Source organism: Paenibacillus mellifer, from assembly GCF_023195895.1.
Lineage (GTDB): Bacteria > Bacillota > Bacilli > Paenibacillales > Paenibacillaceae > Fontibacillus > Fontibacillus mellifer.
In genome coordinates this window covers 126276-138258 of the sequence record NZ_JALPRK010000013.1, presented here as the reverse complement: position 1 = coordinate 138258, position 11983 = coordinate 126276, and the positions used below count along the sequence as shown (strand labels likewise).

At 54.0% G+C, this 11983-nt stretch carries 10 protein-coding genes; 5 read left to right on the top strand and 5 right to left on the bottom strand.

The features are described from left to right. Nucleotides 1-31: 31 nt before the first annotated feature. Entirely contained in the window at nucleotides 32-2104 is a 2073-nt protein-coding gene (locus M0651_RS15045) for an ABC transporter ATP-binding protein (RefSeq protein WP_248552558.1), read from the bottom strand. A gap of 3 nt (nucleotides 2105-2107) precedes the next feature. Continuing rightward, a complete protein-coding gene (locus M0651_RS15040; RefSeq protein ID WP_248552557.1) occupies nucleotides 2108-3865 on the bottom strand; it encodes an ABC transporter ATP-binding protein in 1758 nt (585 codons plus the stop codon). A gap of 568 nt (nucleotides 3866-4433) precedes the next feature. Here M0651_RS15040 and M0651_RS15035 point away from each other — a divergent pair. Beyond that, a complete protein-coding gene (locus tag M0651_RS15035) occupies nucleotides 4434-4733 on the top strand; it encodes a HesB/YadR/YfhF family protein (RefSeq protein WP_248552556.1) in 300 nt (99 codons plus the stop codon). 111 nt (nucleotides 4734-4844) lie between these two features. Here M0651_RS15035 and M0651_RS15030 read toward each other — a convergent pair whose 3' ends face one another. Beyond that, nucleotides 4845-5348 (bottom strand): ADP-heptose synthase, encoded by a 504-nt coding sequence (locus M0651_RS15030; protein WP_248552555.1) that lies wholly within the window; start codon nucleotides 5346-5348, stop codon nucleotides 4845-4847. Between the two features lie 151 nt (nucleotides 5349-5499). On the opposite strand from M0651_RS15030, the gene M0651_RS15025 reads away from it, so the two are divergent. Next, complete coding sequence (locus M0651_RS15025) at nucleotides 5500-6462, top strand: aminoglycoside phosphotransferase family protein (protein ID WP_248552554.1); 963 nt, start codon at nucleotides 5500-5502, stop codon at nucleotides 6460-6462. Between the two features lie 26 nt (nucleotides 6463-6488). Then, on the top strand, nucleotides 6489-8261 hold the full coding sequence (locus tag M0651_RS15020) for an ABC transporter ATP-binding protein (RefSeq protein ID WP_282577926.1): 1773 nt from the start codon (nucleotides 6489-6491) through the stop codon (nucleotides 8259-8261). Nucleotides 8262-8692: 431 nt separating this feature from the next. Here M0651_RS15020 and M0651_RS15015 read toward each other — a convergent pair whose 3' ends face one another. Beyond that, a complete protein-coding gene (locus M0651_RS15015; RefSeq protein ID WP_248552553.1) occupies nucleotides 8693-9145 on the bottom strand; it encodes a DUF441 domain-containing protein in 453 nt (150 codons plus the stop codon). 33 nt (nucleotides 9146-9178) lie between these two features. Next, a complete protein-coding gene (locus M0651_RS15010; protein WP_248552552.1) occupies nucleotides 9179-10171 on the bottom strand; it encodes a YpdA family putative bacillithiol disulfide reductase in 993 nt (330 codons plus the stop codon). A 224-nt stretch (nucleotides 10172-10395) separates the two neighbouring features. Between M0651_RS15010 and M0651_RS15005 the strand changes: the two genes are divergently transcribed. Both M0651_RS15005 and M0651_RS15000 read left to right on the top strand, forming a co-directional pair. Continuing rightward, nucleotides 10396-10863: a DUF3939 domain-containing protein gene (locus M0651_RS15005; protein WP_248552551.1), complete on the top strand. Its 468-nt coding sequence runs from the start codon at nucleotides 10396-10398 to the stop codon at nucleotides 10861-10863. A gap of 98 nt (nucleotides 10864-10961) precedes the next feature. Next, nucleotides 10962-11639: an HAD family hydrolase gene (locus M0651_RS15000; RefSeq protein WP_248552550.1), complete on the top strand. Its 678-nt coding sequence runs from the start codon at nucleotides 10962-10964 to the stop codon at nucleotides 11637-11639. Nucleotides 11640-11983: the final 344 nt, after the last annotated feature.

Here is an 11983-nt window from a genome sequence, read left to right as displayed (position 1 = left end):
TCAGGAACGGTTGTTTTTGTCTTCCCATTCATTAGCTTGGATTCGCCACCGGCGAGATGGCGGGTCCGGCGCCTGGAGTAGCCGGAGCCTCGGCAGCCCCCAGCTGCAGCCGGTACATCTGATAATACCGTCCACCCAGGGCGAGCAGTTCTTCGTGCGTACCACGCTCGACGATTTCGCCGCGGTGCAAGACGAGAATCTGATCCGCGCTGCGAATCGTGGAGAGCCGGTGGGCGATGATAAACGTCGTCCGACCGCGTTTCAGCACCTCCAGCGCGGATTGAATCAGCGCTTCGGTTTCCGTATCGATGTTGGCGGTCGCCTCATCGAGGATGAGGATTGCCGGGTCGAACGCAAGCGCCCGAGCGAAGGAAATCAGCTGACGTTCGCCGGCGGACAACGTGCTGCCCTTTTCCACAACCGGTTCGTCCATGCCTTTTGGCAAGTGGGCCAATATCCGATCGGCGCCAACGTCGATTAACGCTTTCTCCCCCGTTTTGCGAGAGATCCGCTCATCCCCGAGCGTCACGTTCGAGAGGATCGTCCCGGTGAACAGGTACGGATCCTGAAGCACGATCCCCATATGCTGGCGTATCCATTGCTTTGGCAGCTCCGTGACCGGCTTACCGTCGATCGTGATCGTGCCTTTTTGCGGGTCATAGAAGCGGAAGAGCAGGTTAATGATCGAGCTTTTGCCGGAGCCTGTGTGTCCGACCAGCGCAACCGTCTGGCCTTGCTTCGCCTCGAAGGAAATATTCTTCAACACATAGTCCTTCTTGTATGCGAACGAGACGTCCTTAAACTCCACATTCCCTTTGTAACGCGGCATCGAACCATCGACGACATCTTCGCCCGGTTCGTCCATCAAGGCGAACACCCGGCCGGCGGATACCATCGAGGAATCGAGCGCGGCGAGCTGGTTGACCATCCCGGTGATCGGCTGGAACAACCGGCCAAGGACATCAACGAAGGCATACAGCACGCCTAGCGAGATCACGCTTGTTGCGTCAAGCTGTGCCGAGCCAAAATACCACAGAACCGTGGCAAATGCCAGATTCCGGATCACATTCACCAGGTTGTGTGAGGTGAACGCATTCAGGTTCAACATCTTGTTCTGGTGTTTCATGTAATCATTGTTCAAGTTCTCGAATTCTTCCTTGGTCTGCGACTCACGGCGGAAGATCCGGATGATCGACATCCCCTGGATCGATTCGTTAATGATGGCATTGATCTCGCTTAACCGCGAGCGGATGATCGTGTTGTATTTCGTCGCGAACTTGCGATAGAACACGACCCACAGGTAAATGATCGGAACAACGAACAAGCAGATCAGTCCGAGCCGCACGTCCAGGATAAACAAGGCGACGTAAACGCCCAGCATGTTGATAATCCCGGAGAAGAAGTTCGCCAGAACGGCGATAAACAACTCCTTAACCGCCTCCGTGTCGTTCGTGACGCGGGAGACGACCTTCCCCGCCGGCAGATTATCAAAGAAATGTACCGGCAGCCGCTGAATATGAGCATAGACGTCCATGCGCAACTTGCGAATAACATGGTTGGCCGAGGACTGCAGCCAATAGGTTTTGCCGAACTCCATCACGATGGAAATAGCCAGAAACACAAGATACCAAATGATTAGCGACATAATGCCGGGAACCTCTGGCTTGTAAAAAGCGAACAGCCCCGTAGCACTGAGTTTCTGTGCCGGATATTCACTGCGAACGCCGTCTTTTCCGGTCAGGGTTAGGACGCCGTCTGCGAAACTGCGGTCACCGGAGACGTCCGGGACGGCTGCGTCCACGAATACGAAGCTTCTGCCGACCTGCAGCACGCGGACTTCGGCGCCTTTGGATTCGCCTTCCGCAAAGCGGTCGCCCCGCTTAAAGGTGCGCCCGTCGTAGTCGACGGTCAAATCGTCTTTCGCCGTCGTTTCGTAGAACGGCTGCTCGATCGCCAGCATGTGATCGTCGATCATCGAGCGGGCGATAAACGGACCGGCCAGCTCAGCGGCTACGCCGATCGCCAGCATAACGAGCGCGAGAATAAATGTTCTTTTCGCCGTTAAGGCGTATTTGAAAAGTGCTTTTCCCGTATGGGTGTGCATCGTTTAAGACACCTCCCCGTCAGACAGGTTCGATTCCACCTGTTGACGTTCATATTGTTCACGGTACCACCCGCCTAATTGGAGCAGCGTTTCATGGGTACCTTCTTCGATAATGTTGCCTTTCTCCAGCACGACGATCCAATCCGCATGTTCGATGGCGGAGAGGCGGTGCGTGGAGATGAGCGTGGTTTTGCCGGAGCGCTGGCTGCGGATGTTCTCGATGATCCGCGCTTCGGTCCGGGCATCGACAGCAGATAAAGCATCATCGAGGATTAAGAGCTCCGGATCGGCGATAAACGCCCGAGCCAGGGAGACGCGTTGCTTCTGACCGCCGGAAAGGGCGACGCCTTTCTCGCCGACAAGCGTATCCAGACCGTCGGATAACGTGCCGAGATCCTGGTCGAAGGCCGCCGTGCGGATCGCTTCGAGAATCTTCTCATCGGACGCGTCGGGGTAGCCGAACTGGATGTTTTGCCGTACCGTCTTGGAGAACAGGATTTGCTCCTGCGGCACATATCCGATCCAGCCGTGAAGCCGGTTCAACGCGATTTGCTGAATCGGTACGCCCGAAATGGTCAGCTCACCGCTGCCTGCCGGATATTCGTGAAGCAGTTGCTTGAGCAACGTAGATTTGCCGCTGCCGGTACGTCCCACGATCCCCAGCGTTTCGCCGCGTTTAATCGTCAAGTCGATATGCTCGAGATTATTAATGGTCGATGTCGGATAGCGGAAGGTGACGTCCTTGAACTCGATCGTCTCCGGTGTTTCAACGTGAACCGGATTCGGAATGTCCTCAACGTCAGGTTTCACATTCAGCGTTTCATTGACACGGTCAAGCGAAGCCCCGCCGCGTTGCATGATGTTGATCAGCTCGCCGATCGCAAACATCGGCCAAATCATCATCCCCAGGTACATGTTGAAAGATACGAGATCGCCTAGGGTCAATTCATTATGAAAAACGAGATAAATGCCGTAGGTCAGGCCAATCGCATAACTGAGTCCCACGCATAAGCGGATCGTCGGCTCGAAATATGCGTCTACTTTGGCGACCGCTAAATTTTTCTTATACACGTCTTCCGTAATATCTGCAAAACGTTGCTCGTCATGACGTTCTTGTACATAGGCGCGAATCACGCGAATGCCGGCAACGGACTCCAGCACCTGATCGTTCATGTCCCCGAAGGCATCCTGTGCCAGGGTGTAACGCTCATGGATGATCTTCCCGTAAATTTTCATCGCCAAGGCGATAAAAGGGAGCGGGATGATCGCAGCCAACGTTAGCTTCCAGCTGATCAGCGTGCTCATGGCCAGAAAGATTACGGTGAGGTACGCCGTCGAGTCGGTTAGCGTCAGCATCCCGAAGCCCACGGTAGTAGCGACCGATCTTAAGTCGTTGGTCGCCCGGGCCATCAGGTCGCCGGTGCGGCTCCGCTCGAAGAACGGCGGGGTCATCCGCAGCAAGTGGCTCATGAACCGGGTCCGCAACAACCGCTCGACGAGGTTCGAACCCCCGAACAGAGAGTGCATCCATATGTACGTAATGAGGTAGATGAAGATCAATACGCCGATAATGAGCAAGATATATTGAGTTAACGAAGCCCAAGTGACCGTACCGGCCACGATTTCATCGATCGCGCTGCCCAGCAGCCGCGGCGGCGCCAGCTCCACGATGCCCACAAAGATGAGCAGGAACAAGCCGATGATGTAGCGCCTTTTTTCACGTTTGAAAAACCAACCTAAATTTTTTAAAACCGAAAACATGATGGGGTTTCCTCCTTTGATTCCTGATTGCGTAGCTTCCGGAAAACCTCTACAAGTGTCCTAAACCAGCAAAAAACCGCAAAAAAGGCATATCGTCCGAAAACGATATGCCTTAAAACCATAACATATGTCGCGTCCGTTACTTATAGCAAGCAACCTTCGCGTGTATGATATCGCTTATACCCTGAAAAGATACAAGGGGCGGTCAGCGCATAGATTCATCCAAGCCTGCAGGGGTTGCTCCGGTATTTAATTGTTGGATGTGACGCGCATCGCGATACGCTGGCATAAATTTAACTTTCAACACCGTGCTCACCCTTTCTCATTTGGTAATTACTTGAAAAGCGATCTCGTATGTTCCCGATTTTAGCACCGCATTAAAGAAGATGTCAAACGTTATTTTTTTGAGTGCGGCTTGAACCTGTCCTTATGCATCGAACAAAGGTTTGGCTTTTAGCCCGGTTTCGTCTACAATAAAATTAAAAAGTGGATGTAACGGAAAGAACTGACGATTAAAGTCTCGATGTTTCGTTAGATCAAGTTTCGAGGAAATAGGAGGGAGAAGCGGATGATTAACGTGAGTAATAAAGCCGCCGAGTGGTTTAAGCAGGAGCTTGGACTCCAGGCGGGGCAGGCGGTACGCTTCTTTGCACGATATAGTGCGGGGGGCAAGCTGCACCCGGGATTCTCGCTGGGAATCGACGTCGATAAGCCGGTATCGCCGGGGATCCAAGCGGAAGTTGAAGGCATCACATTTTACATGGAGAACCAGGATATGTGGTATTTGGACGGATACCATCTTAACGTGACCTATGATCAGCAACTGGGCGATATCGAATATGAATACGAGGCGGCGGCTCTGAATTAAATAGGAGTTGTAGATTCGCGGCTTCGAAGTTAACGAAAGTATAAAAAGGCCCGTCAACCTGCGGGCCTTTTCCTTTGTTTGATGGGGCGGGACGGTACGGCCCGGCAAGCATCAAATGATGTTGTCTTCCATCGCATATTCAAAATCGCCGATATCGTAAACCTGCACCGGCACCTCTGCTTCGATAATTCGCCGGATCAGTTCGAGCTGATCGGTTAAGATCGGCACGTTCTCCCGCTGGGCAGTCAGCACGATTTCTGTTTCGATCGGATCGAGAAACTCGCCGTATTGCTCGTTGTCTACCGCGTTGACTACAGTCCAGGTCACATGCTCGCCGAACAGAATCGAAGGGCTCTTAGACCAAGGGACGGTTAGCGCCCGTTCCAGCTTCTTGCGGTTAAGCGGTTCCTCGAGATAAGCGATCAATTCGCTGATTTTCTGCTTCACGTGCATATCGTCGACGGGGTCGTTCATGAGCGGCTCCGGACTGTTCTGAAATTCATAAAGCTCCATGACGGTGGTGTAAGGTACAATATATTCCACAGGCGCACCCGGCACCAGTAACTCACCATATATCGCCACCATCACGGCTTCGATCACAAATCGGCGTGACATGGTCATCCTCCTAAAACGGCCTGTAACTCGTAGCTGTCCATGAAAAGCTTGCGACAACTCAATTTATTAAGGAGTATACCACAACCATTGGATAAATTCAGCTTTGCAGCGCGAAAATCGGCTTTTATCTAAGGAGAGGAGGCAGAGGGTGATGAATGAGAACCAGGGGGATGAAATCTCTGGACTATCGCGCGAGATGCTCTACTGGGTGGAGAAACAGGTGGGACAGGGTGCCCAAATGGTCTCGGTAAAGTCCTTGAAGGGTGGTATTTCATCAGCCGTTTATGGGTTGAAAATAAAACACGGTGATACCTGCCACGAAGCGGTGTTAAGACAATTTACCAATGCGGAGTGGCTGCGAGAAGAGCCGGAGCTCGCTCTGCACGAGACAGCGGCGCTGCAGGCGGCTTGCGCGGCGGGACTGCCATCGCCGCAGTGGCTCGCCTGCGATCCGAACGGCAGTGCCTGCGGCCTGCCGTCCGTGCTGATGACCCGGCTGCCCGGCCGGGTGGTGCTGGACCCGGCTGATCTGCCGGAGTGGCTGGACGGGCTCGCCGGGACATTGGCTTCGATACATGCGGTTGAAGTGGCTCCGATTGAATGGAGCTATTTTACCTATAACGAGGTGCCCTGTTTGACCGTGCCAGCGTGGACCCGGGTTCCCGAGGCGTGGAGGTGGATCATTGACCGTGTTCAAGCCTCTGCCCCAACGTACCAGCCGCAATTCATTCATCGCGATTACCATCCTACAAATGTGTTATGGCAAGAAGGTAAGGTCAGCGGTGTAGTGGATTGGGTCAATGCCTGTATGGGCCCGGTCGGGATTGACACCGGTCATTGCCGGTTAAATCTCGTCCAAATGTATGGCGTGGAGGCGGCGGATGCCTTCTTAGGCAGCTATATTGCGGCTGACCGGCGCGGCGGATGCGACGTAAACGATCCTTATTGGGATATGCTATGCCTGATCGAAATGCTGCCGGGACCGCCGGAAGTGTACCAAGGGTGGCCGGATTTGGGGCTTGACGCGTTAACGCCGGAGCTGCTTGCCCGTCGATTGGACGAATACGCTGAGAGTCTGGTCCGGAAGCTGGCTTCATCCGTGCGGCCCAGATAGAAACATAAAGAGGATGTGCTCATAAATTGAAACATTGGAAAGCCTATTTTACGTTTGTCAGGCCTTATACGAAATGGATCTTACTCACTTTGTTCATCGGGATGTTAAAATTCGGGATTCCATCCTTGCTGCCGCTGGTGCAGAAATACGTTGTAGACGATATCTTGTTAAACGGCGGGATTGAGCTCGAACAGAAGGTCTCGCAATTGATGATCATTCTAGGAGCAACGTTGTTCTTGTTCGTGATCGTGCGCGGCCCGGTGGAATATGCGCGGCAGTATTTTGCTCAACTGATCACGGCGCGGATCTTGTTTGATTTACGCAACAAGCTGTATGCCCACTTGCAGCGATTATCGCTTCGGTATTATCAGAATACGAAGGTAGGGGAGATCATCTCCCGCTTCATCAACGACGCCGAGCAGACGAAGAACATCGTTGAGGTTGGCATGATGAACGTTTGGCTCGACATGTTTACGCTGGTGTTTGTACTTGGCTTTATGTTTTATTTAAATCCGTGGCTGACGCTTGTGGCGATTGCGATTTTCCCACTGTATGCGATCGCGGTGAAAGTGTTGTACAAACGCTTGAAGAAGCTGACCAAAGACCGCTCCGCGGCGCTCGCCGGAATTCAAGCTTATTTGCATGAACGCATCCAGGGGATCTCGGTTATCCGCAGCTTTACGTTGGAGCGACATGATCGCAAGAAATTTGAAGGCACCAACAGCCGGTTCCTGCACAAAGCACTGGCCCATAGCCGCTGGAACGCCTGGACATTTGCGATCATCAACACGCTTACGGATATCGCACCGCTGCTCGTGATCGGATATGGCGGTTATCAGGTTATTCAAGGGGATTTGACGCTCGGGACGTTTGTAGCCTTTTTTGGTTATCTTGACCGTTTATATGCCCCGTTAAGACGACTGATTAATTCGTCGACGACCTTGACGCAGGCTTCGGCTTCATGGGAGCGGGTGCTGGAGCTGCTGGAGGAGCCGTACGACATGACCGATGCCCCGGATGCGGCGATGTTGCCGCAGGGCAGTCATGGCGTGAACTTTCGGGATGTGTGGTTTAAGTACCGGGAAGACGGCGATTGGGTGCTCAAAAACATCTCGCTCGAAGTGAACCCCGGCCAAACGGTTGCGTTCGTCGGTATGAGCGGGGGCGGAAAATCATCGCTCGTCGGGTTGATTCCGCGGTTCTACGACGTGCAGCGGGGGACGCTGACGGTGAGCGGCCGGGACGTCCGCGAGTGGACGATGGAAAGCCTGCGCAGCCGGATCGGCATGGTGCTGCAGGATAATTTCCTGTTTAGCGGCAGTGTGCGCGACAACATTCTGTTCGGCCAGCCGGACGCGGACGAGGCGGCGGTGATCGAGGCGGCCCGCGCGGCGAATGCGCATGAGTTCATCATGCAGCTGCCGCAGGGCTACGACACCGAAGTCGGAGAGCGCGGCGTCAAGCTCTCCGGTGGGCAGAAGCAGCGGATCGCCATCGCCCGCGTCTTCTTGAAGGACCCGCCGATCCTCGTCCTCGACGAGGCGACGTCTGCCCTCGACCTGGAGTCGGAGCACCTGATCCAGCAGTCGCTGCAGCAGCTGTCGCGCTCCCGCACAACGCTGATCGTGGCGCACCGACTGTCGACGATCACCCACGCCGATCAGATCATCGTCCTGAAGAACGGGGAAATCGCCGAGCGTGGCACGCACGATGAGCTGATGGCGAGCCCGGACGGCGTTTACGCGCAGCTGTACAACATCCAGCACCTGAGCCCGGCGGAGAGCGGGGAGCTGGGGTGAGGAGAGACACCACAAAATAAGGCATCAAAAGGGCGTTTTTTCAGCCTTCTAAGCTGGAATGGGCGAAATAACGGTAAAAAGTTCCGCTATTCATCAGCCGTATCCGTATTCTGCTGTCGACCGTAGAAATATAACGTGATCTAATCACCCTATTCCACACATTGGACGCTTCTATGAGACCTTTAGGGTGAATATATAACTCTATTACTCGGAGATTGGGCGAAATATGGGCGTTTGGAGTCAACTAAGGTGATCATTTCACTCTATTTGGCTCAAAACGGGCAATGGTGAGGGAATAAGGTGAAATAGTAACTCTATATAACGGGGTGCAGCGGGACAGGCCAGACCGTGGGTGTCCTAACCAACCCAATTAAAAAAGGGTTGTTCTCACCGGCAAACGTTCGCCGGTAGAACAACCTTTTTTTGCTCCGCTACAGCTTCCCGATCACCAGCGACAAAATGCCGGCGGCGATCAGCGGGCCAACGGGGACGCCACGGAAGAAAGCGACGCCCAACACCGTGCCGATGAGCAACCCGGCGACAACCGTCGGCTGGTTGCCCATCAGGGTCGCGCCGCGGCCGCCGAGCCAGGCAACGAGCATGCCGACGCCGATGGCGAGCAGGGACTTCCAGTGGAAGAAGGAAGCCCATAACGTCTGGATGGAGATTTTGCCGCTGGCGACGGGCGTCATCACGCCAATGGTGAGAATGACGATGCCAAGCGTCAGGCCGTATTTCTCCAACCAAGGGAAGGTATAGTGCATATGCAGCACGCGAAGCAGCAGCAGGACAATCATTGCTACAGTAATCGGCATGTTGTTGCTAAAGATACCGAGCGCAGCCAGCAGCAGTAGAAGCAGGGCCGTCATATCGATTTGATTCATGATCCACCTCCTGCGGTGAAATCCGTTAGATTCTTATTCGTTGCTAGCCGCCCTCGTTCCGATAATATGCTCGGCGATGAGCTTGCCGTGGCCGCGTCCGGTTTCAATGAATACTTCGTTGGTGTTACGCCCGGAAGCGATAACCCCTGCCACGTATAAACCGGGCACGTTCGTCTCCATGGTCTCCGGATCGAACACCGGCTTCTCCATGTCTCCGGCCATGTCGACTCCGGCGGAGAACAACAGCTTGCGGTCAGGACGGAATCCGGTCAGCGCCAGGACAAAATCGTTCGCCAGCTCTGAAGTTTCGCCGCCAGCCGCTTCGACCACAACCCGGTCGGGCAAGATTTCCACGACCCGCGAATTTAAACGCAATGCGATTTTCCCTTTGGTCACCGCACTTTCGAATAAAGGTCGTACCCACGGCTTGATGTTCCCGGACAAGTCATCTCCGCGATACACGACGGTGACGTCGGCGTTCACGCGGACCAGTTCCAACGCGGCATCCACTGCGGAGTTGCTGCCGCCGATGATCGTAACCTTCGTACCGGTATACGGATGCGCCTCCTGGAAATAATGCGTGACCTTGTCGGTATTTTCTCCCGGAATGCCTAAAATATTGGGGTGATCGAAATAACCCGTCGAGATGATGACGTGTCTGGCCTGATATTCCGCCTGTTCGCCGCCGCGTTTCTCGGAGCGGACTAGAAACGAGCCGTCCGGCTGACGCACGACTTCATTCGCTTCTTCATAAGCCAACACGGGTACGTCATAATGATCGCTTACTTTGCGGTAGTAGGCCAGCGCCTCGTGGCGGAATGGTTTATCATTTGCCGACGCGAAAGGCACATCCCCGATTTCCAGCGGTTCAGCCGTACTAAAAAACTGCATATATGTCGGGTAAGAATAGATGGAATGGACAAGGCAATGTTTCTCCAGAACGAGCACCTGCAGTCCGCGACGCTGGCATTCGATGGCTGCCGATAAACCACACGGCCCTGCGCCGATAATGATGATATCCAGCATGGGAACCTCCTCATTTACATAGATTTCAAACGATTTTTCAAAACAATTTAATCCTACCGCAAATGCTCCGGAATTGCCAACCATTCGCCGGCGTTGGCCAGGGGGGAATGATGTGGCAATCCTATGACATCTTGTTTTTCGAAGGTTCAAACCGGATTTTTTAGAGTACACTAGTAGTGTAAGCGATTACCTAAAATTTAAAGGAATCCTAGGAGGTGCCGAACATGCTGTCCTGGTTTAAGAAACGCAAACCTGTCCGTGTCTTGGTCCCTGAAGCGATTCAGGTTACGTTGGACGAAGTTCGACGCGCTGTGCTACGTTATGAAGCCGACATGCCCGACGGCATAAATCGGTTATCGCTGCTGCTGCCGGACGGAAGTCTGGATATGAAACGCCTGTCGCGATATTTAGGCGGAATAACAGATCAACGTTTTTTCTTGTCGAGGGAAACCTATGAAATATTTGCAGAAGAAGAACGCGCGATCCCGTATTATCTGGATCTGGTGCAAGCCGCCGTGGACAACTATGTGGAGGATCAAGGCAAGCTGCCGGTGCTGGACGAGTCGCGCCAGTTGGAGGTCGATTGCCGCCTGTTGTTGCGGGAGCATTACTTGAAAGAGCTGCCGCCTTTTCCGCTGTACGTGACGGATCAGGAAATGATGTTGACCCATCGACCCAAACAGGTGATCTAACCATTGAGGCGCATTCTCGGTAATCCGGGAGTGCGCTTTTCGTTTGACAGGTTGTTTTACAATAGAGAGAGACAACTGGGGAAAGTGGGGAAAGTGGATTGCAGCTGAAAGCCGTTTTGTTTGACCTGGATAATACGTTGATGGACCGCGATTACACCTTTCGCAGCTTCGCACAGCAATTGGTGAGAGAATGCCTGGTGCCAATGGACGAGGCGCGACGGGAAGAGCTGGTTGCAGAGATGATCGAACGGGATAAGGATGGATACCGGCCGAAGGAGGGCTTTTTTCAGGAGCTGATCGATTGGCTTCCTTGGCGTGAGGCGACTTCGCTTCAGGAGCTGAAGGCGTATTATGACCGCCACTATATGACCCATGCCAAAGCGATGGACCATACGGAGGATACCCTGCAGGCCTGCCGTGAGAAAGGACTTCGACTGGGAATCATCACGAACGGGCACAGTCATTTGCAGCATGCAAAAATCGATCGGCTCAACCTTCGCCGGTTCTTTGATGTGATCGTGGTGTCCGGGGACGTGGAGATCCGCAAGCCGGATCGGCGGATTTATGAGCTGGCCCTGGATCGGCTGGGCTCCTTGCCGGGCGAGACGGTGATTGTTGGCGATCATCCCTGTAACGATATCTGGGGGGCGGCGCAGGTGGGGGTCCGTGGGATTTGGCTGCGTCGCAAGCATGATTGGGACGAGTCGCTCGAAGGCGGCAAACCTTGGCGAACGATTTCGGAGCTGAATGAAATCTCGGTCCTGCTGGAACAATAACGAACAGGAGACGTGCGGGACATGAAAGGATTGACAAAGCCCGTCGTCATCTATTATGATGTGTACAAATTCTTATGAAGGAGGCTGTTATTTATGGTGAAGGTACTCGAAGTGCGCGTAAATACGGTCTCCTTGGCGGGAAAATAAGGCGCTGCGTTTGATCGAATAGCGGAAGTCTATTCGAATTGCCAAGCAGAGCGAAGCCGCGGGACCGTTAGGTCGTCCCGCGGCTTTTTTGCGTCCGCCGTCCCCTTGGGGTGACGGCGGACCTTGAGCTGAAGCCGCGGGACGATACGTCCCCGCGGCTTTTTTGCGCGGCTGCGTGCGAAGCGCCGCAGCCGCGG

What these genes read in the sequence shown, in the direction of transcription:
- M0651_RS15045 (WP_248552558.1), bottom strand. Translation starts at nt 2,104, where the DNA reads ATGCACACCCATACGGGAAAAGCACTTTTCAAATACGCCTTAACGGCG.
- M0651_RS15040 (WP_248552557.1), bottom strand. Translation starts at nt 3,865, where the DNA reads ATGTTTTCGGTTTTAAAAAATTTAGGTTGGTTTTTCAAACGTGAAAAA.
- M0651_RS15035 (WP_248552556.1), top strand. Translation starts at nt 4,434, where the DNA reads ATGATTAACGTGAGTAATAAAGCCGCCGAGTGGTTTAAGCAGGAGCTT.
- M0651_RS15030 (WP_248552555.1), bottom strand. Translation starts at nt 5,348, where the DNA reads ATGTCACGCCGATTTGTGATCGAAGCCGTGATGGTGGCGATATATGGT.
- M0651_RS15025 (WP_248552554.1), top strand. Translation starts at nt 5,500, where the DNA reads ATGAATGAGAACCAGGGGGATGAAATCTCTGGACTATCGCGCGAGATG.
- M0651_RS15015 (WP_248552553.1), bottom strand. Translation starts at nt 9,145, where the DNA reads ATGAATCAAATCGATATGACGGCCCTGCTTCTACTGCTGCTGGCTGCG.
- M0651_RS15010 (WP_248552552.1), bottom strand. Translation starts at nt 10,171, where the DNA reads ATGCTGGATATCATCATTATCGGCGCAGGGCCGTGTGGTTTATCGGCA.
- M0651_RS15005 (WP_248552551.1), top strand. Translation starts at nt 10,396, where the DNA reads ATGCTGTCCTGGTTTAAGAAACGCAAACCTGTCCGTGTCTTGGTCCCT.